Origin of the sequence: Citreimonas salinaria (genome assembly GCF_900107235.1) — a bacterium.
GTDB classification, from domain to species: Bacteria; Pseudomonadota; Alphaproteobacteria; order Rhodobacterales; family Rhodobacteraceae; genus Citreimonas; species Citreimonas salinaria.
Map to the genome: position 1 here is coordinate 20,603 of NZ_FNPF01000010.1, position 18,499 is coordinate 39,101.

Here is an 18,499-nt window from a genome sequence, read left to right on the forward strand (position 1 = left end):
CGGCGCGCGCCTCAGCCCTCGTTGCGCTCGGCGAGCGCCAGCCAGTCTTCCTCGGCGTCCTGCAGCGCGCTGTGCCGCGCGGTCAGCGCCTCGGTCGCCTTCTGGAACTTGACCGGCTCGCGCGTGAACAGGTCGGGATCGGCCATCAGCTGTTCCAGCTTGGCGATCTCGGCCTCGAGCCGCTCGATCTCGGCGGGCAGTTTCTTGAGGCGGTCGCGCTCGGCAAAGGTCAGCCCGCCGGTCTTGGCCTGCAACGCGACGGGCTTGCCGCCGGACTGCTTCGGCTTCGCGCCGCCCTTCGCGGACCTGGTCTCGGCCGGGGCGCCGCCGCCCTGCCCCTCGGCGCGCTGCGCCTGGTAGTCGGACCAGCCGCCGGCATAGACCGTGGCGCGGCTGTCGCCCTCCATCGCCACCGTGGCCGTGGCCACGCGGTCGAGGAAATCGCGGTCGTGGCTGACCAGCAGCACCGTTCCGTCGTAGTCGCCCAGCAGGTCCTGCAGCAGGTCCAGCGTCTCCACGTCGAGGTCGTTGGTCGGTTCGTCCAGCACCAGAAGGTTGCTTTCGCGCGCCATGATCTTGGCCAGCAGCAGGCGCGCCTTCTCGCCCCCCGAAAGCGACCGCACCGGTGCGCGGGCACGGCCCTCGTCGAACAGGAATTCCTTGAGGTAGCCCACCACGTGCTTGGGCTGGCCGCGCACCATCAACTGGTCGGCCTTGCCCGAGACGCGCATCTCGGGATCGCCGGTCAGGCTGTCCCACAGGCTCATCTCCGGATCGAGCCGCGCCCGCGCCTGGTCGAAGACCGCCGGCAACAGGTTCGTGCCCAGCGTGACGCGGCCTTTGTCCGGCGTGATTTCGCCCATCAGGATGCGGATCAGCGTCGTCTTGCCGACGCCGTTGGGCCCGACGAAGGCGATGCGGTCGCCCCGCGCCACCCGGATCGAGAAATCCTGCACGATGGTCTTGTCGCCGAAGCCGTGGCCGATGTGCTCGGCCTCGATCACGAGCTTGCCCGATTTCGGCCCCGCGGCAAGATCCATCGCTGCGGTGCCGGTGCGCGCGGTCTGGGAGGCGCGTTCGGCGCGCATCGCGTGCAGCGCCCGCAGCCGGCCCTGGTTGCGCTTGCGGCGGGCGCTGATCCCCTCGACGGCCCAGCGGGCCTCGGCCTTGATCTTGCGGTCGAGCTTGTGGCGCTGGGTGTCCTCTTCCTCCCAGATCGTGTCGCGCCAGTCCTCGAAGCCGGCGAAGCCGGATTCGCGCCGCCGTACAGCACCCCGGTCGATCCACAGCGTCGCGCGGGTCAGCGTCGACAGGAATCGCCGGTCGTGGCTGATCAGCACGAAGGCCGCGCGGGTCGCGCGCAGCTGGTCCTCGAGCCACTGGATCGCCTCGATGTCCAGGTGGTTGGTCGGCTCGTCCAGCAGCATCAGGTCGGGCGCCTCGGCCATCAGTTTCGCCAGGGCGGCGCGGCGGCGTTCCCCGCCCGAGGCGGTGGCGATGGGGCGGTCGGGATCGAATTTCAGGCCTTCCGAGGCCGCCTCGACACGATACATTTCGTCCGGGCCCAGGTTCGCGGCGGCGAACTCGCCCAATGTTTCGAAGCCGGACATGTCCGGGTCCTGCTCCATGTAGCCGACGGTGGTGCCGCCGGGCACGGTGACCGCGCCGCTGTCGGGCTCGACGAGGCCGGCCATGACCTTCATCAGAGTCGACTTGCCCGAGCCATTGCGGCCGACCAGCGCGACGCGATCGCCCTGCTGGACGGTCAGCGAGAGATCCTCGAACACCGGGTCGCCGCCGAAGGTCAACGAGATGTCGGAGAGTTGCAGAAGGGGTGCCTGTGCCATGCGCGGTGGCTAGGGCCGCGCGCGGGCGGCGTCAAGCGGGCGCGGCGCGCGGCATCACGCTGGCGTGGCGTGCAGGGCCGGCGCCGCGCGGGCGGTCAGGCGGGCGCGGTGCGCGCCGCGACCGCCCGGATGCTGCGCGCCCGGGCTGGCGGGATCGCGGCGACCTCGACGGCGGTGAAGACGTGCAGCGTGTCCATGTCGTGGTCGATCACCGCGTGATCGCCGACCCAGCCACCCATCGCGAGGTAGGTGCGCAGCAGCGGCGGCATGGCGCGCAGGCCCTCTGTCGAAGGGCGGCCCGGCGCGGCGGGCGGGGCCGCTTCCGCATCCAACGTCACGCGATCGGGCGCGCGCGGGCCAGGGCGCAGTGCCGGCGGGCCAAGGTGCTGACGCGCCAGAAGCGCCAGTGCCGGGCGGTGGCGCGCCGGATCTGCCCCCGCGAAGGACGCGCAGCCGAACATCAGCCCGGTGCCGGCGGCATCCACATGCATCGCAAGCGCGCCCCACGCCAGGCGCAGGATGTCGGGATCGCCCCGGCCAGGGCGCAGGCAGAAGCGCCCGAGTTCCAGCAGCCGACCGCCGCGGGCCGCCAGCTGCGACAGGTCGTAGAACCCCGCGGCATAGCTGGTCTCGATGGCATCCGCGTCCAGATCGGCCATACGGAAGCAGGCCACTGTCTCCTCGCGGTCGATGTCCTCGACCAGCACATGGGTGCAACGCGCGTCGTGCGGGTCGTCATCATGGCCGGCGGCGCGGGCGAAGGCGATGGCGCGCAGCGCGCGGGCGGCGGCAAGGTCGTCGACGCCCTGCCCCGCGCGCACCCGGTAGCGGCCCAGCACAAGGCCGCGGTCGAGACCCTCAAGGCCCGTCACGACGCGCGGGTCCGGACGATCCGGAGGCCTGCGCGGCACACCGTCACCGGAGCACGCGTTCCGTCGCCGATCGCGGGCCGGCCACGGCCCGGGCTCGCGTCACGGACGACCCCGCAGGTCGGATCATTGGCCGATGTCGGGCAGCGACAGCCCGCCGATATTGCCGAACAGACGCCGGATGAAGCCGATATTGCTGTCCGTGCTCTGCGTCACGCGGCGGCTGATCGGAACGATGCGGCCGTCCTCAAGCCCGTATTCGGCGATGTTCGACACGACGCCGGTCTCGTCGAAGGTGATCGCGACGACGCGGCGGTCGGTGATCTCGGGGGCGCGCCAGCCGATCCGGCGCATGTCGGTCTCGATGTAGTAGAAGCCGCCGTCGTTCAGCACGCCCGAGGCGGTCGGCGGGCCGACCACGTCCTCGACCGTGGCGCGGCTGTCGATGCCGGGCACGATCTGCTGGAGCAGTTCGTCGGGCGGGGTCCAGCCGTGCGTCCGCTCCATGGCCGAGCATCCGCCGAGGGCCAGAGCCAACGCGAATACCACCCCTGCCGTCGCTCCGCGTCGCTGCATCCCCTGCCCCTTGTCATCGACCCTTCGGGTCTTTACCTCGGCTTACACATTGCCGCGGCGCCGTTCAAGCCGGCCCCGCACGTCCCCGTCCGTCGGTGGCGCGGAGCACACGGCGCCCCGCATCGAAAGGACCGCGCATGAGACAGACAGACCGCAATCCCGCAGACGGCGCGCCGACGCGCCTCGTGGTGAGCGCGCTGAACCCGCGCGCGGGGCACGAATTCGACCTGCGTCCCGATGCCGATACCTGCGCTGCGCTGGCCGAGCACCTGGGCGCCACCGCGATCCGCAAGCTGCGCTTCGCGGGCGAGGTGACGGCCTTGGGCGGGCGCGGCTGGCGGCTGGACGCGGATCTGGGTGCGACCGTGGTGCAGCCCTGCGCCGTGACGCTGCAGCCGGTGACCACGCGCATCGACACGGACGTCACGCGCCGCTTCCTGCCCGCGCAGGAAATCGAGCCCGCAGCCGAGCCCGGCGCCGAGATCGAGATGCCCGAGGACGACACGCTGGAGCCGCTGGGCGCCGAGATCGACCTGCAGGCGGTGATGGCCGAGGCGCTGGCGCTGGCGATGCCCGCCTATCCGCGGGCCGCGGGCGCCGAGCTGGGCGAGGCGGTCTATGCCGACCCGGGCGTGACGCCGCTGCGCGACGAGGACACGCGCCCCTTCGCAGGGCTGAAGGGCCTGCGTGACGCGCTGGGCGGGGGCGACGAGGACGAGAACGGTAACGGCGGCGCGAACGGCGACGGGACACGCTGAGAATCCCCTTGCGCTTTGGCGGCTTGTCCGTATTTTTCGCGCGCTCATGACAGATGAAGGGTTGTGCCGTCCCGGCCCTAGGGACTAAGAGGCGCATCACAATTCCCACAACGCCGGCCGGCCAGACCATCCGGCCCGAAACACGAGAAGGTTGAGACATGGCCGTCCAACAGAACAAGGTGTCCAAGTCGCGCCGCAACAACCGCCGCGCCCACGACGCCCTGTCGGGTGCCAACCCGAACGAATGCGACAACTGCGGTGAGCTGAAGCGCCCGCATCACGTCTGCCCCGCCTGCGGCCACTACGCCGAGCGCGAGGTCGTCGCCATGGCCGACGAGATCGACCTGGACGACGACGCGGCATAAACGGTCAGGCCCGGACGCCGCGATGGTTTCCCTCAAGGATCACAGCACGCCGACCGGACCCGACCGCATCGTGATTTCCGTCGACGCGATGGGCGGCGACAACGGTCCGGCGACCGTCGTCGCCGGCATCGCCGATTCGGCGGCCAAGAATCCCGGATTGGATTTCATCCTGCACGGCCCCGAGGCCGAGTTGCAGCGCCTCGTCGCGCGCAAGCGCATTCTCGAGGGGCGCGTCGCCATCCGCGGCGCGGCCGATGTCGTGAACATGCGCGACAAGCCCAGCCAGGTGATGCGCAACGGCAAGGGCACCTCGATGTGGTCGGCGCTCGATTCCGTGCGCGACCGCGAGGCCAAGGTCTGCGTCAGCTGCGGCAATACCGGAGCGCTCATGGCGCTGTCGATGATCCGCCTGCGCAAGCTGCCCGGCGTCAACCGCCCCGCCATCGCCGTGCTTTGGCCGTCGCGCAATCCGCAGCGCTTCAACGTGATGCTGGACGTGGGCGCCGATATCCGCGCCGATGCCGAGGACCTGCTGCAATACGCGATGATGGGCGCCTCGTATGCCCGCAACGGGCTTGACCTGACGCGGCCGCGCATCGGGTTGCTCAACGTCGGCACCGAGGAGCACAAGGGTCGGGCTGAGCTGCGCGCCGCCCATGACCTGATCGCCGCGCAGACCGAGACCGGCAATTTCGACTTCGTCGGCTTCGTCGAAGGCGGCGACATTCCGGGCGACCGCTGCGACGTGATCGTCACCGACGGCTTCACCGGCAACGTCGCGCTCAAGACCGGCGAGGGCACGGCGCAGCTGATCGGCGATCTGCTGAAAGAGGCCTTCGCCTACACGCCGCTTTCGCGGCTCGCATCGGTGTTGGCGCTGACCTCGCTCAAGCGGCTGAAGAAGCGCATTGACCCGCGGCGGGTGAACGGCGGCGTCTTCCTGGGCCTCAACGGCACGGTGGTGAAGTCGCACGGATCGGCCGATGCCACCGGCGTGTCGGCGGCGGTCAAGCTGGCGTTCGAACTGGCGCGGTCGGGTTTCGACGACCGGCTGGCAGCGCGGGTTGCCTCTGCCGCGGCACAGGCGCAGGATGCCGCCGAAGCGGGCGGGAAGGATACACAGGCTACATGACACAACGCGCCGTCGTCATCGGGGTCGGACACGACCTGCCCGAACGGGTGGTCGAAAACGCCGAGTTCGAAAAGACGCTCGACACATCCGACGAATGGATCCGCTCGCGCTCGGGGATCGAGCGGCGGCATTTCGCGGCCGAGAACGAAAACACGTCCGATCTCGCCACGCGCGCGGCCCAGAATGCGCTGCGCGACGCGGGCCTGCAGCCCGACGACGTCGACGCGATCATCGTGGCGACCTCGACCGCGGACCTGACCTTTCCGTCGGCCGCGACGATGGTGCAGGCCCGGCTGGGCATGAACCACGGCTTCGCCTTCGACGTCCAGGCGGTCTGCGCGGGCTTCATCTATGCGCTGTCGACCGCCAACGCGCTGATCCTGTCGGGACAGGCCAAGCGTGTCATGGTGATCGGCGCGGAAACCTTCAGCCGCATCATGGATTGGACCGACCGGTCGACCTGCGTGCTGTTCGGCGACGGCGCCGGCGCGCTGATCCTCGAGGCGCAGGAGGGCGACGGCACCACCGCCGATCGGGGCATCCTGGCCACGGACCTCAATTCCGACGGGCGCTTCCGCGACATCCTGTACGTGGATGGCGGCGTTTCGACCAACACCACCGGCTACCTGCGGATGGAGGGCAAGGAAGTTTTCCGCCACGCGGTCGAGAAACTGGCCGCGACGGCGCAGGCCTCGCTGGCGAAGGCCGGGATGGGCCCGGAAGACATCGACTGGATCGTGCCGCACCAGGCCAATATCCGTATCATCGCCGGCACCGCCAAGAAGCTGGGCCTGTCGATGGACAGGGTGGTGGTGACCGTGCAGGATCATGGCAACACGTCCGCGGCATCGATCCCGCTGGCGCTGTCGGTCGGCCGCGCGCGAGGGCAGATCAAGCAGGGCGACGTGGTCGTCACCGAGGCGATCGGCGGCGGGCTGGCCTGGGGCTCGATCGTGCTGCGCTGGTAGGCGCGTTCCCGCGATTCAAATGCCCTTCCGCAAGACGCGGAATTGACTTGGCAAATCGTCGAAGCCACAGTTGCCCCGGTAAACGGGAGGGTTGACGATGAGTGACAAGACCTTGACGCGGATGGATCTGAGCGAAGCCGTGTTCCGCGAGGTCGGGCTGTCGCGCAACGAAAGCGCCGACCTGGTCGAATCGGTCCTGCAGCACATGTCCGACGCGCTGGTCCAGGGCGAGCAGGTCAAGATCTCGTCCTTCGGCACGTTCTCCGTGCGCGACAAGGCGGCGCGCATGGGCCGCAACCCCAAGACCGGCGAAGAAGTGCCGATCCAGCCGCGCCGCGTGCTGACCTTCCGGCCGTCGCACCTGATGAAGGACCGTGTGGCCGACGGCAACCGGCGGCAGGGCTGATCGTGGACAAGTCACCCGACGCCTTCCGCACGATCTCGGAAGTGGCCGACTGGCTGCAGACGCCGGCGCACGTATTGCGCTTCTGGGAAAGCAAGTTCGCACAGGTCAAGCCGGTCAAGCGCGCCGGCGGCCGACGGTATTACCGCCCTGCCGACATGATGTTGCTGGGCGGCATCAAGAAGCTGCTGCACGACGACGGGATGACCATCAAGGGCGTCCAGAAGATCCTGCGCGAACAGGGGGTTCGGCACGTGGCACGGCTGTCCGCGCGGCAGCTTGACGCTGAGGGCGCCGAATTCGAAGAGGCGGCCGAGATCGCGGACGCTCCCTTCGTCGAGGTCGAGGCGGCCGAGCCCGAAGAGCGGCTGATCGCCTTCCCCAACAGCGCCGCACGCCCGCCCACGCCCAAGCCGGACCTGCCACCCGACCCGCCGCCCACGCCCGAGCCGGACCTGCCGGACGGGCCCGGCGACATCGACGCGGCGGCCGATTTCGACGATGCCGCCGTCTCCGACGAGACCGCGGCCGAGGTTTCTTGGGACGCGGAGACAGGTCTGGGCCTGGAGGATTCGGCGGACGTCGAGCCGCCCGCCGAATCCGTGGATCTCGCGTCCGACCCGGTGCGCACGCCGGGCGACACGGCGAAGGTGGACGTTGCAGACGCGGACGCGCAGGACGAACCAGGTGTCGATTCTCCGGCGCCGGACTTTGATTCGGCGGGAAGCCGACATGTAGCGGCGCAGGACGAAGACCGGGCGTCGGTTATCTTCGCGGACGAGGACACGGACGAGTCGCCTGAAGATGCCGGCGCACCAGGCGAGACGCAGCTTTCCGACGCAGACACAGAGGACATGCACGACACGCTCGAACTCGCGGCGAGGCAAGGAACCTCGGAAACCTCCGCGACGCGCGAACGCGCCAACGCGCTCGAGGCGACGCTGCCTCAGCCCGTGCCGCAGGCCACGAAGCCCGGCCCGATCGGCCGGCTCGCCTGGCTCGAGACGCTCAGCGACGAGCAGTCCGAGGCCGTGCGCGCGGCGCTTCCCGCGCTGCGCGCCCTGCACGAGCGCCTGGCCGCGACCACGGTCGGCGAGCGATGAAAATTTCCCCCGCAAAGGGGTTGCGACGGGGCACAAAAGCAGTATGACAGCGGAACAAGTCGGGCTATGGCGCAGCCTGGTAGCGCGTCCGTCTGGGGGACGGAAGGTCGCAGGTTCGAGTCCTGCTAGCCCGACCAGAATACCCCCGAACCACCGTCACGCTGCGCTCCGGTCGTATCGGAGCGCGCGATGACGGGTGTTCTACCCTCTCAACAGATCGCCGAGCTGATCGCCTCGGGCGCGGTCGCGGCCGAACGGCCCTTCGTGGACGGGCAGATCCAGCCCGCGAGCCTGGATTTGCGGCTCGGCAGCATTGCCTACCGCGTGCGGGCCTCGTTCCTGGCGGGCGACGGGCGCAGTGTGGCCGACCGCATCGCCGAGTTCGAGATGCACCGCATCGACCTCACCGCCGGCGCGGTGCTGGAAAAGGGGTGCGTCTACGTCGTCCCGCTGATGGAGCGGCTGGCCCTGCCCCGCGACCTGCAGGCGATCGCCAACGCGAAAAGCTCCACCGGCAGGCTGGACCTACTGACGCGGGTGATCACCGACGGCGGGGCCGAGTTCGACCGTATCGCACCGGGCCACGAGGGACAGCTTTACGCCGAGATCTGCCCGCGCTCGTTCTCGGTGCTGGTGCGGCCGGGGATGCGCCTGAACCAGATCCGCTTTCGCCGCGGACGCGCGGTGCTGAACGACGACGCACTGGCGCGGCTGCACGCCGACACGACGCTGGTGTCGGGCGGACCGGCCACGATCGACGAGGGACTGGGCTTTTCGGTTGACTTGACTCCGGGACGCGACGGGCTGGTCGGCTGGCGCGCGCGGCCGCATACCGGCGTGATCGACCTGGACCGGATCGGGCACTACGATCCGGCCGGCTTCTGGGACCGGATCGAGGGCGACACCGGCGTTGACGGGCGCGGGCGCATCGTGCTGGACCCGGGCGCGTTCTACATCCTCGTCAGCCGCGAGGCGGTGCACATACCGCCCGACTACGCCGCCGAGATGGCGCCCTACCTGGCCATGGTGGGCGAGTTCCGCGTGCACTATGCCGGCTTCTTTGATCCCGGTTTCGGCCACGGACCGGCCGGCGGGCACGGCGCGCGCGGCGTGCTCGAGGTGCGCTGCCACGAGGCGCCCTTCGTGCTGGAGCATGGCCAGGTCGTTGGGCGACTGGTTTACGAGCGCATGGCCGAGCGGCCTGCGCAGCTATATGGAGAGGGGATCGCGTCGAACTACCAGGGCCAGGGGCTGAAACTGTCCAAGCACTTCCGCAGCTGACGCGGCGGTCAGTCCTCGAACAGCTCGCTTTGGCCGGTATCGGGGCTTTCTTCCGCGTCCTCGTCCTCGCGGGCCGGGGCGCCGGTCGGCAGCGCGCGGGCTTCCAACAGGCCTGCGGCGCGAAGCTCGGCCAAACCCGGCAGGTCCCGCGCGGATTCCAGCCCGAAGTGATCGAGAAACGCCTCGGTCACCACGAAGGTCACCGGGCGGCCCGGTGTCATCCGGCGGCGACCGAAGCGCACCCATTCCAGTTCCAGCAACAGGTCCACTGTCCCGCGGGACACCGATACGCCGCGGATCTCCTCGATCTCCGCGCGCGTCACCGGCTGGTGATAGGCGATGATCGCCAGCGTCTCCATCGCGGCGCGCGACAGCTTGCGGTGCTCGACGGTCTCGCGGCTCATCAGGAACCCGAGGTCGGGCGCGGTGCGCATCGCCCAGGCGTCACCGACGCGCACCAGCCGCACGCCGCGCCCTTCGTAGCGCTTGCGCAGATGGGCCAGCGCCTCGGCCGGGTCGCAGCCATGCGGCATCCTTGCGGCCAGTTCGGCCACGGTGACAGGCTCGGCGCTGGCGAACAGCACCGCCTCGACCATGCGCTCCTGCTCGCCCATGGACGGGGCGGCGAACAGACTTTCCCGCGGGCCTGTGTCGTCGCGCTCAGCCATCGCGACGCTCGCGGCGGCGCATCTGGATCGGCGCGAACATCCCCTGCTGGCGCAGTTCCGCGCGGCCCTCTTTCACCAGTTCCAGCGAGGCGGCGAAGGTCGCCGCGGTGGCGCTGCGCCACTTGACCGGGTCGTCGTCCCAGCCCTCGGGCAGATAGCTTTGCAGTTCCGTCCATTGGCCGGCGAACCCGATCATGCCGCGCAGCCGCTCCAGCGCCTCTTCCATGGTGAAGACCTTGTCGCGGTCCATCACGAAGGGGCGGAATTCGTCGCGGGTGCGGATGCGGGAATAGGCCTGCATCAGGTCGACCAGCGTGGCGGTGTATTCGACGCGGCGGTGGCGGGTGACGTCTTCGGGGATGCCACGGGCGAAGATGTCGCGCCCCAGCCGGTCTCGCGCCCAGAGCTGCGCCGAAGCCTCGCGCATCGCCTGAAGGCGTTCCAGCTGGAAGGCCAGGTGCGCGGCCAGATCCTCGCCCAACGGCCCCTCGTCCTGCGGGTCGGGCGGCAGCAGCAGGCGCGATTTCAGGAAGGCCAGCCATGCCGCCATCACCAGGTAGTCGGCCGCCAGTTCGATCCGAAGCGCGCGGGCCTTTTCCACGAAGACCAGGTATTGCCGCGCCAGCGCCAGGATCGAGATCTGGCGCAGATCGACCTTCTGCGTGCGCGCCATGTTCAGCAGCAGGTCGAGCGGACCTTCGAAGCCGTCGACGTCGACCACCAGCGCCTCGGCCGCGAGGCGGGCGGCGACGGATATGGGAACGATCTCCGGTTCGGAATCTTCGGTCATGGCACCGATGCGGGCAATAGCGTCTCGAGCGTGGCGCGCAGGGCGGCGATGTCAACCGCGGGGGCGGGACGCCGCGCGGCCAGCGCGGCCTCGGCGCGGGCCTGCGCCGCGTCGGTCATCGCGCCGGTGGCGTCGCGCAGCGCCCGCATCTCGTCCAGCTCTCCGTTGCAGTGCAACACCGCGTCGCAGCCGGCATCCAGCGCCGCCCTGCCCCGCGAGGCCACGTCGCCGGACAGCGCTTGCATCGAGATGTCGTCCGTCATCAGCAGGCCGTCGAAGCCGATGCGGTCGCGGATCAGGCCGATCATCGTTTCCGAGACGGTGGCCGCGCGCTCGTCCAGAGCCTCGAACACCATGTGCGCGGTCATCCCGAGCGGCAGGTCCGACAGCGCCGCGAATGTCGCGAAGTCTGATTGCAGTGCGTCCATGTCGGCATCAGTGCGCGGCAGATGCAGGTGGCTGTCGGCGGTGCCGCGACCGTGGCCGGGCATGTGCTTGATCACCGGCAGGACGCCGCCGGCAAGATGGGCATTGGCCACCGCGCGCCCCAGGCGGGCGACCGTGTCGGCATCGGAGCCCAGCAGACGGTTGCGCAGGAACGGGTGGGTTTCCGCGCGCGCCACGTCCAGCGCGGGGACGCAGTTGCCGTCGATGCCCAGCGCGCGCAGCTCGGCGGCGATGATGGCGTAACGCAGCGCCAGCGCATCGGAGGCGCGGTCGCCGGCCGCGATCGCGTCGTCCAGCGGCGGGCGCCAGTCCGTGGCCAGCGGCGGGCGAAGGCGCTGCACGCGGCCGCCTTCCTGATCGATGAAAATCGGCGCGTCGCGGCTCACCGCGTCGCGCAGGTCGGCCGTCAGCGCGCGGACCTGGTCGGCCGTCTCGCAGTTGCGCGCGAAAAGAATGAAGCCGAAAGGGTTCGCGTGGGCGAAGAAGCGGCGCTCGTTCTCGGTCAGGCGCAATCCGGCACAGCCGAGGATCACGGCTGAAAAGCGGCTCACCGGCTGACGACCGGGATGCAGTCGACGCCCTCGGCGACGAAGGCGGCGCAGAAGCGGCGCGCATCCGACAGGTCGGCGAAGCCATGCGCGCGCAGGCGATAGAAGGTCCGACCGCCGGATTGCGCCTGCTGGATCACGCGCCCCTTGTCGCCGAGATAGGCGTCGAAGCGGCCCATCAGGCGATCCCATTCGGCGCGCGCGATCTCGGCGCTGTCGAAGGCGCCGATCTGCACCAGCCGGGTTCCGGCGGGCAGATCATCGGCGTCGATCTCGGCTGCGGCCGGCCCTCCCATGCCCAGCGCCTCGGCGATGACCGAGCCGGGCACCACCGTCGCGCCCGAGGCAGCGTTCAGGATCTCCACGGGCTCGGTGCGCGCGGCGACAAGCACCGGACGGCCCTGCGGCCGCACCCCGGCGAAGGCGCGCAGGCCTGCCGGCGCGGCCTTCGCGTCGGAGAACATGCCGGAATCATTGTCCTGACCCGCCATATCCGGCGCGGCCGGGGTTTCAGTCTCGTCGCGCGCGGCGGTGCCGAGGGGCATGGCCCCGTCGGTCAGTTGCGTCACCAGCGCCTGGATTTCCGCATCGCCGGACTTTGCCAGCGGACTGTCATGCGGGATGACCGCGTCGTCGCGGGTGAAGGTCGCCGGCAGCGGCTTCACCGCGTCGCCGGGCGCGCCGAAGCGCGGGGCACGGCCGGGCATCTCGGTTCTTGCGTCCGCGGCGCGACGCGTTTCCGCGGCGGCGGCGGCCTCGGCCGACTGGCGTTCGTAGCTTTGCAGCGCGCCTTGGGCCACGTCATCTTCGGCAAGGCCCGCGGGGCGTGACGCGATCACCAGACGCTCGGCCGGACCTTCTGCCACGCCATGGCCCGCGACCGTGTTGACCGACAGGCCCTGATGATCGGCCAGACGGCCGCCCGGGTCCTCGGGGGCGATGCGCATCGGGCCTTCGGCCGCGAGGACGACAGGCACGCCGCTGACATCGCGCGCCACCAGCTTGAAGCCCCAGATCCCGATACCAGCGATCAGCGACAGCGACACGGCGGCGCCGGCCCAGTGCGCCATCGTTGCCACGTCGCGGGATACCGGGGCCGCCTGCCCCGAGTCTTGGAAGTATTCGGTCATGTCCGCCTCGTTCCGCGCGGGATCACGCCACGCGCCTGTGCTCGATTTGGGCGCGGGAGCGACCCGCGCTTGCCTGCAGTGACCGATGCGGCGCGCCTTGTCTCAGCGCATTTCCTCCATCGGCTTGACGCCCAAGATACCGAGACCGGCCGAAATAACAACAGATACGGCCCGCGCAAGCGCGATTTTGGACTGGCTTGTGGCCGGATCGTCCTGAATGAACCGCAGGCCGGTCTCGTCGTTGCCGCGGTTCCACAGGGCGTGCAACTCGGCGGCCAGCTCCGACAGGTAGGTGGCCACGCGGTGCGGCTCGGTGTTGCGGGCGGCGATCTCGACCAGGCGCGGCCATTCGGCGAGTTTTCCGGCAAGCGCCAGTTCCGCCGGGTGTGTCATCAATGCCATGTCGGCGCGCGCCAGCGCATCGTCGGACACGTCGATGCCGGCCTCGGGCGCCTTGCGCAGCACCGAGGCGATGCGCGCATGGGCGTATTGCACGTAGAAGACCGGGTTTTCCTTCGACTGCTCGACCACCTTGTCGAAGTCGAAATCCAGCGGCGCGTCGTTCTTGCGCGTCAGCATGTGGAACCGGGCCACGTCCGCGCCCACCATGTCGACCACGTCGCGCAGTGTGACGAAGGTGCCCGCGCGCTTGGACATCTTGAACGGCTCGCCGTTGCGGTAGAGCTTGACCAGCTGGATCAGCTTGATGTCGAGCGGCACGCGGCCGTCGGACAGCGCCGCCACGGCCGCCTTCATCCGCTTTACGTAACCGCCGTGATCGGCGCCGAAGACGTCGATCAGCCAGTCGTAGCCGCGCGTCACCTTGTCGTAGTGATAGGCGATGTCGGGCGCGAAATAGGTCCAGCCGCCGTCGGACTTCATGATCGGGCGGTCGACGTCGTCACCGTGCGCGGTCGACTTGAACAGCGTCTGCTCGCGCGGCTCCCAGTCCTCGGGCGTCTTGCCCTTCGGCGGTTCGAGCGTGCCGCGATAGATCAGGCCCCTGGCGCGCAGGCTGTCGATCGCCGCTTCGATCCGGCCGGTGCCGTAGAGGCTCTTCTCGCTGAAGAAGTGGTCCATCCGCACGCCCAGCGCGGCCAGATCCTCGCGGATCAGGTCCATCATCGCTTCTGTGGCGAACGTGCGCGCTTCCTCCAGCCAGACGTCCTCGGGCTGGTCGATCCATGCGTCGCCCACCTTGGCCTTCAGCGCCTCGCCGACATCGATGAGGTAGTCGCCGGGATAGCTGCCCTCGGGCCAGTCGACCGACAGGTCGTGCGCCTCGAGGTAGCGCAGATAGACCGACCGCGCGAGCACGTCGACCTGCGCTCCGCCGTCGTTGATGTAGTATTCGCGCGTCACGTCGTAGCCCGCATAGGCCAGAAGCGAGGCCAGCGCGTCGCCCACCACCGCACCGCGGGCATGGCCGACGTGCATCGGGCCCGTGGGGTTGGCACTGACATATTCGACGTTGACGCGCTTGCCCTGCCCCAGCGTCGAGCGCCCGTAATCCACGCCCTGCGCCAGGATCGCCGCCGGAAGCGCCTGCCACACCGACTGCGCGAGCCGCAGGTTGATGAAGCCCGGGCCCGCGACCTCGGCCGTGGCGATGCGCTCGTCCTGCGCCAGCCGGGCCGTCAGCGCCTCGGCCACGTCGCGCGGCTTGCGGCCCAGAGGCTTGGCCAGCACCATCGCGGCGTTGGTGGCCATGTCCCCATGCGAGGGGTCGCGCGGCGGCTCGACGGTGATGGCGTCGCGGTTGGCGCCTTCGGGGATCAGCCCCTCGGCGTCCAGCGCGGTCAGGACAAGCTCTCGGATCTCGGCAAACAGGTTCATGAAACGGCTCCTTCGCGCCGTCCATTACCATGTGGGAAGGCGGCGTCAAACGGCGCCGGTCCGGTGCCCGCGGCCCTGCCCCTAGTGCCCGTCCATAAGGATATCGGTGCCGGTCATCTCCGCGTGCAGTTGCAGCGCGAAGCGGTCGGTCATGCCGGCGACGTAATCGGCCACCAGCCGCGCCAGCGCGGACTCGTCGCGCAGGCCGGCGATCTCGTCCTGCCAGCGCGCGGGCAGCAGCGACGGGTCGGCCATGAAGCGGGGGAACAGGTCCTCGACCACCTTCGTGACGCGGGCGCGCTGCTCCATCACGCGCGGGGCGCGGTACATGTTCTCGAACAGGAAGGCGCGGATCTGGCGCAACTCGGCCCACAGACCGCCCGAAAAGGCGATGACCGGCCGGCCGCATTCGCGGATCGCCTGCGCGTTCGGGAACTCTCCCCCCTCCAGCAGCGCGCGCGACGTGTCGATCAAGTCGGACACCATTGCGCCGAAGACGCGGCGCAGCGCCTCGTGCCGGCGGCGGTATGGGTCGAGGCCGGGATAAAGCCGGTCCACCTCGTCATAGGCCGGTCCGACGATGGGCAGCTCGGCGATGTCGCTTTCGGAGAAGAGCCCCGCGCGCAGCCCGTCGTGCAGGTCGTGGTTGTTGTAGGCGATGTCGTCGGACAACGCGGCCACCTGCGCCTCGGCGCTGGCATGGGTGTGCAGTTCGAGGTCGTGGACCGCGTCGTACTCGGCCAGCGCGTAGGGAACGCCTTCGGTGTTGCCGCGGGCGGTCACGACCGGGCCGTTGTGCTTGGCGATGCCCTCGAGAGTGTCCCAAGTCAGGTTCAACCCGTCGAATTCCGCGTAGTGCCGTTCCAGCCGGGTGACGATCCGCAGCGTCTGCGCGTTGTGGTCGAACCCGCCGAAGGGCCGCATCAGCGCGTCCAGCGCGTCCTCGCCCGTGTGGCCGAAGGGCGTGTGGCCGAGATCGTGCGCCAGCGCCACGGCCTCGGTCAGATCGACGTTCAGGCCCAGCGCATTCGAGATCGTGCGCGCCACCTGCGCCACCTCGATCGAGTGCGTCAGCCGCGTGCGGTAGAAATCGCCCTCGTGCTCGACGAAGACCTGCGTCTTGTGCTTCAGCCGGCGGAAGGCGCTGGAATGGATGATCCGGTCGCGGTCGCGCTGGAAGCACGAGCGGAAGGCGCTCTCCTCCTCGGGGAAAAGCCGGCCGCGGGCGGTTTCGGGCTCGCAGGCATAGGGGGCGCGCATCGCGGGTCACCTTGTTGTCGTGTCCTTGCCCGCATATATTGACGTTCGTCGCAAAGATAAACCTGACGGGGGTTCCCATGCATCTGCCGCCGAAAGTCACCGACCGCGCCTTTACCCGGCTGGAAGAGATCGGCGCCGGCGCCGAGGGCAAGGCCCTGCGCGTCGCCGTCGAGGGTGGCGGCTGCTCGGGCTTCCAGTATGAGATCAAGCTTGATGCCGCCGAGGACGAGGACCTGGTGCTGGAAGGCCACGGCCAGCGCGTCGTGGTCGACCCGGTCTCCCTGCCCTTCCTCGAAGGCGCGGTGATCGACTTCACCGAAGAGTTGATCGGCGCACGCTTCGTGATCGAGAACCCGAACGCGACCAGCTCCTGCGGCTGCGGCACGTCGTTCTCGATGTAACGGCCTTTGACGGTCCCGCAGGCAAAACGGCGCCCACGGGGCGCCGTTCGTATTTTGGGCAGGTGGGCCCTTCAGGCATTGCGGCGGCCACGGGCCATCTGCTCCTCGGCGATCAGCCACAGCCCCGATGCGACGACCAGCGTCACGCCCAGCACCGTACCCGGCGCGGGGATCTCGCCGAAGGCCGCCATCCCGATCGCCACCATCCAGACGAATTGCAGGTTCATCAGCGGCATCGCCACGTGCGCCGGCAGGAGCCGCAGCGCCTCGGCCGAGACGTAACGGGCGCCGAAGAGCATGGCCGCGTAGGCACCGACCCACGCCAGGTCGGAGAGGCCCATCGGCTTCCAGACGAAGGGCAGCGCCGCGCCCATGGCGGCCATCAGCGCAAGGTTCGGCCAGAAGACCTGCGCCAGCGGAACGCGCTCGACCTTGGCGATGCGACGCGCCGCCAGCATCGAGCCGCAGCCCGTCAGCGACGCGGTCAGCGCCCAGGCATGGCCCGCCTGCAGGCCCGACAGCCCGCCCGGCATCAGCAGCAGCATCCCGCCCGCCCCCAGCAGCAGCGCGGCCCAGGCCGTCGGGCGCGGGCTTTCGCCCAGGACCGGGCCGGAGAGCGCGGCGGCAAAGAGAGGAATCAGCCCGATGAACAGGAACACGTCGGCGAAGGGCAGCAGCCGGAAGGCCTGGAAAAAGGCGATGGAGGCGACAACCGTCAGGCCCGCGCGCACGGCCATCGTGCCGCGGCTCGTCACCCCCAGACCGACCTCGCCGCCGCGCCGCGCCGACAGCAGGCAGAACGCGGCGACCAGCGCCGCCGAGATCGCGAAAAGCTGCGGCGCCTCGTAGCCGCCGGCGATCAGCTTGGTGATACCGTCCGCCCCGGCCATCATGCCGGTATAGATAACGACCAACGCGGCGCCGGTCAGCGCCCCGCCGGCGGCGAGTCCTTGGATCGCCCGCGCGCTCATGGCTGTCCGGCCCGTGCGAAGCCCTCGAAGAAGGCGTCGAAATGCGTGCTCGACCGGGCGGCGGCCTCCATCAGGTCGCAGGTGGCGGGCGACAGGCTGGGCTGCATGCGGTCGCGCATCACGCTCCAGTCGCCGCTGCGGCCCGCGTCCATCGTCATCATCGCGCGGCTGATCTCGGACAGCGGCGCCATGCGCGGCGCGCGGTCGAAGCGCGTGCGCTCGGCCGCGATCGGCTTGCGGAACACCGGCCGGCCGGTGACGGCCGCATGCCAGTTGCAGACCAGGAATTCGTGGTAATCATCCGCGACCGACACGTCCGACGCACAGGTCAGCGCAAAGCTTGCGGTCTGCTCCTCGAGCCAGTCGGCCCAGAGCAAGGGCGCCGCGTCGCCCGCCCAGTCGAGAGCGATGCAGATCTCGGCCAGCAGGTCGGCGTTCTGTTCGAGGAACGCCGTCAAGCCCGCGAAATGAAGCGAGCGGATCGCCTCGGGCGGCAGGTCGGCGGCCTTGCGGCCGTATTCGGTCAGATAGAAGACGATATGCGTCAGTTCATAGGCGGCCTTCTTGTTGGGCAGCGCGAAGGTCGCGTTGCGCGACGCGAAGGCACGCAGCCGGTCGTCCAGACCCGGCTCGCGGATCGGGTCGACGCCGCGGCGGCGCATCAGGCGGCGGGCCTCGGCGCGCTGCAGGTCCGACAGTTCGGCCCCCGGCAGGCCCTGCCTTTCGGCGAAGGCGACCATCCGCGCACCGGTCTCTCCGCCCATGCCCAGGTCCTCGATGTCCAGGACCATCGACAGGAAGAAGCGGTAGTATTGCGGAAAGAAGCGCAGCCGCTCGGCGGCTTCGCGGTAGAAGGCCTCATGCACCGACAGCGCCTCCGGGGGGACGCTTTGTCCGGTGCATTCCAGCACGTTGAGTAGCTCTGCGTTCTCCTTGAGCCAGAACACGTCGTCCCCGCCGCGCCTGCCCTGGGCGAACAGCGCCAGAAGCGAAGACAGGCGCATTTCGCGCGGCGGAATGCGGTGCGGCGCGTTCAACTGGATCACGGTGCTCATGGGCGTCTCCTCGTCTCGTAGCGGCCCGGCCGTCGCCGGCATGGCCGATGTCCAAGTGGGCCGGGACGGGGCGCAGAGGCGCCCCGTCCGG

General features: G+C 69.7%; 19 protein-coding genes and 1 tRNA gene. 9 read left to right on the top strand and 11 right to left on the bottom strand.

The window, feature by feature from the left end; all coding sequences use genetic code 11:
- Nucleotides 1-11 precede the first annotated feature (11 nt).
- From BLW27_RS12835 to BLW27_RS12845, 3 genes are all read right to left on the bottom strand, one after another.
- A complete protein-coding gene (locus BLW27_RS12835; RefSeq protein ID WP_089883793.1) occupies nt 12-1,847 on the bottom strand; it encodes an ABC-F family ATP-binding cassette domain-containing protein in 1,836 nt (611 codons plus the stop codon).
- 95 nt (nt 1,848-1,942) lie between these two features.
- On the bottom strand, nt 1,943-2,719 hold the full coding sequence (locus BLW27_RS12840; RefSeq protein ID WP_089883794.1) for a GNAT family N-acetyltransferase: 777 nt from the start codon (nt 2,717-2,719) through the stop codon (nt 1,943-1,945).
- Nucleotides 2,720-2,842: 123 nt separating this feature from the next.
- The gene (locus BLW27_RS12845; RefSeq protein WP_245710870.1) at nt 2,843-3,223 is read right to left on the bottom strand and encodes an outer membrane protein assembly factor BamE; all 381 of its coding nucleotides are present in this window, start codon (nt 3,221-3,223) and stop codon (nt 2,843-2,845) included.
- Nucleotides 3,224-3,429: 206 nt separating this feature from the next.
- Between BLW27_RS12845 and BLW27_RS12850 the strand changes: the two genes are divergently transcribed.
- The 8 genes from BLW27_RS12850 (at nt 3,430) to BLW27_RS12885 (ending at nt 9,302) form a co-directional block, all read left to right on the top strand.
- Nucleotides 3,430-4,050 (top strand): YceD family protein, encoded by a 621-nt coding sequence (locus BLW27_RS12850; RefSeq protein WP_089883796.1) that lies wholly within the window; start codon nt 3,430-3,432, stop codon nt 4,048-4,050.
- A 158-nt stretch (nt 4,051-4,208) separates the two neighbouring features.
- Nucleotides 4,209-4,415 (top strand): 50S ribosomal protein L32, encoded by a 207-nt coding sequence (gene rpmF, locus BLW27_RS12855; protein ID WP_089883797.1) that lies wholly within the window; start codon nt 4,209-4,211, stop codon nt 4,413-4,415.
- Between the two features lie 22 nt (nt 4,416-4,437).
- Complete coding sequence (plsX, locus tag BLW27_RS12860; protein ID WP_089883798.1) at nt 4,438-5,547, top strand: phosphate acyltransferase PlsX; 1,110 nt, start codon at nt 4,438-4,440, stop codon at nt 5,545-5,547.
- Entirely contained in the window at nt 5,544-6,515 is a 972-nt protein-coding gene (locus BLW27_RS12865; protein WP_089883799.1) for a beta-ketoacyl-ACP synthase III, read from the top strand. Before plsX ends, BLW27_RS12865 begins: the two co-directional genes overlap by 4 nt.
- 97 nt (nt 6,516-6,612) lie before the next feature.
- Nucleotides 6,613-6,921: an integration host factor subunit alpha gene (gene ihfA, locus BLW27_RS12870; protein ID WP_089883800.1), complete on the top strand. Its 309-nt coding sequence runs from the start codon at nt 6,613-6,615 to the stop codon at nt 6,919-6,921.
- A gap of 2 nt (nt 6,922-6,923) precedes the next feature.
- Nucleotides 6,924-8,021, top strand: coding sequence for a MerR family transcriptional regulator (locus tag BLW27_RS21700; protein ID WP_245710871.1), 1,098 nt, complete (start codon nt 6,924-6,926; stop codon nt 8,019-8,021).
- Nucleotides 8,022-8,081: 60 nt separating this feature from the next.
- Nucleotides 8,082-8,158 (top strand) — tRNA-Pro (locus tag BLW27_RS12880).
- Between the two features lie 52 nt (nt 8,159-8,210).
- Nucleotides 8,211-9,302, top strand: coding sequence for a 2'-deoxycytidine 5'-triphosphate deaminase (locus BLW27_RS12885; RefSeq protein WP_089883801.1), 1,092 nt, complete (start codon nt 8,211-8,213; stop codon nt 9,300-9,302).
- 8 nt (nt 9,303-9,310) lie between these two features.
- On the opposite strand, the gene scpB is transcribed toward BLW27_RS12885, so the two are convergent.
- The 6 genes from scpB to BLW27_RS12910 form a co-directional block, all read right to left on the bottom strand.
- Entirely contained in the window at nt 9,311-9,970 is a 660-nt protein-coding gene (gene scpB / locus BLW27_RS12890) for an SMC-Scp complex subunit ScpB (protein WP_089883802.1), read from the bottom strand.
- Entirely contained in the window at nt 9,963-10,760 is a 798-nt protein-coding gene (locus tag BLW27_RS12895; RefSeq protein ID WP_089883803.1) for a segregation and condensation protein A, read from the bottom strand. Before BLW27_RS12895 ends, scpB begins: the two co-directional genes overlap by 8 nt.
- Nucleotides 10,757-11,758 (bottom strand): glycoside hydrolase family 3 N-terminal domain-containing protein, encoded by a 1,002-nt coding sequence (locus tag BLW27_RS12900; protein WP_245710872.1) that lies wholly within the window; start codon nt 11,756-11,758, stop codon nt 10,757-10,759. The genes BLW27_RS12895 and BLW27_RS12900 overlap by 4 nt, the downstream gene beginning before the upstream one ends.
- Nucleotides 11,755-12,885 (bottom strand): SPOR domain-containing protein, encoded by a 1,131-nt coding sequence (locus tag BLW27_RS21705; RefSeq protein ID WP_245710873.1) that lies wholly within the window; start codon nt 12,883-12,885, stop codon nt 11,755-11,757. The genes BLW27_RS12900 and BLW27_RS21705 overlap by 4 nt, the downstream gene beginning before the upstream one ends.
- A 102-nt stretch (nt 12,886-12,987) precedes the next feature.
- Complete coding sequence (gene argS / locus BLW27_RS12905) at nt 12,988-14,721, bottom strand: arginine--tRNA ligase (RefSeq protein WP_089883805.1); 1,734 nt, start codon at nt 14,719-14,721, stop codon at nt 12,988-12,990.
- A gap of 81 nt (nt 14,722-14,802) precedes the next feature.
- The gene (locus tag BLW27_RS12910) at nt 14,803-15,981 is read right to left on the bottom strand and encodes a deoxyguanosinetriphosphate triphosphohydrolase (RefSeq protein WP_089883806.1); all 1,179 of its coding nucleotides are present in this window, start codon (nt 15,979-15,981) and stop codon (nt 14,803-14,805) included.
- A 77-nt stretch (nt 15,982-16,058) separates the two neighbouring features.
- On the opposite strand from BLW27_RS12910, the gene BLW27_RS12915 reads away from it, so the two are divergent.
- The gene (locus BLW27_RS12915; protein WP_089883807.1) at nt 16,059-16,382 is read left to right on the top strand and encodes a HesB/IscA family protein; all 324 of its coding nucleotides are present in this window, start codon (nt 16,059-16,061) and stop codon (nt 16,380-16,382) included.
- Nucleotides 16,383-16,453: 71 nt separating this feature from the next.
- On the opposite strand, the gene BLW27_RS12920 is transcribed toward BLW27_RS12915, so the two are convergent.
- Complete coding sequence (locus BLW27_RS12920) at nt 16,454-17,353, bottom strand: DMT family transporter (protein WP_089883808.1); 900 nt, start codon at nt 17,351-17,353, stop codon at nt 16,454-16,456.
- Nucleotides 17,350-18,408 (bottom strand): DUF6902 family protein, encoded by a 1,059-nt coding sequence (locus BLW27_RS12925; protein ID WP_089883809.1) that lies wholly within the window; start codon nt 18,406-18,408, stop codon nt 17,350-17,352. The genes BLW27_RS12920 and BLW27_RS12925 overlap by 4 nt, the downstream gene beginning before the upstream one ends.
- Nucleotides 18,409-18,499 lie beyond the last annotated feature (91 nt).

Coding starts and splice junctions, on each gene's coding strand:
- scpB (WP_089883802.1), bottom strand. CDS start 9,970: ATGGCTGAGCGCGACGACACAGGCCCGCGGGAAAGTCTGTTCGCCGCC.
- BLW27_RS12925 (WP_089883809.1), bottom strand. CDS start 18,408: ATGAGCACCGTGATCCAGTTGAACGCGCCGCACCGCATTCCGCCGCGC.
- plsX (WP_089883798.1), top strand. CDS start 4,438: ATGGTTTCCCTCAAGGATCACAGCACGCCGACCGGACCCGACCGCATC.
- BLW27_RS12885 (WP_089883801.1), top strand. CDS start 8,211: ATGACGGGTGTTCTACCCTCTCAACAGATCGCCGAGCTGATCGCCTCG.
- BLW27_RS12910 (WP_089883806.1), bottom strand. CDS start 15,981: ATGCGCGCCCCCTATGCCTGCGAGCCCGAAACCGCCCGCGGCCGGCTT.
- BLW27_RS12835 (WP_089883793.1), bottom strand. CDS start 1,847: ATGGCACAGGCACCCCTTCTGCAACTCTCCGACATCTCGTTGACCTTC.
- BLW27_RS12920 (WP_089883808.1), bottom strand. CDS start 17,353: ATGAGCGCGCGGGCGATCCAAGGACTCGCCGCCGGCGGGGCGCTGACC.
- argS (WP_089883805.1), bottom strand. CDS start 14,721: ATGAACCTGTTTGCCGAGATCCGAGAGCTTGTCCTGACCGCGCTGGAC.
- BLW27_RS12865 (WP_089883799.1), top strand. CDS start 5,544: ATGACACAACGCGCCGTCGTCATCGGGGTCGGACACGACCTGCCCGAA.
- BLW27_RS12845 (WP_245710870.1), bottom strand. CDS start 3,223: ATGGAGCGGACGCACGGCTGGACCCCGCCCGACGAACTGCTCCAGCAG.
- ihfA (WP_089883800.1), top strand. CDS start 6,613: ATGAGTGACAAGACCTTGACGCGGATGGATCTGAGCGAAGCCGTGTTC.
- BLW27_RS21705 (WP_245710873.1), bottom strand. CDS start 12,885: ATGACCGAATACTTCCAAGACTCGGGGCAGGCGGCCCCGGTATCCCGC.
- BLW27_RS12850 (WP_089883796.1), top strand. CDS start 3,430: ATGAGACAGACAGACCGCAATCCCGCAGACGGCGCGCCGACGCGCCTC.
- rpmF (WP_089883797.1), top strand. CDS start 4,209: ATGGCCGTCCAACAGAACAAGGTGTCCAAGTCGCGCCGCAACAACCGC.
- BLW27_RS12915 (WP_089883807.1), top strand. CDS start 16,059: ATGCATCTGCCGCCGAAAGTCACCGACCGCGCCTTTACCCGGCTGGAA.
- BLW27_RS12895 (WP_089883803.1), bottom strand. CDS start 10,760: ATGACCGAAGATTCCGAACCGGAGATCGTTCCCATATCCGTCGCCGCC.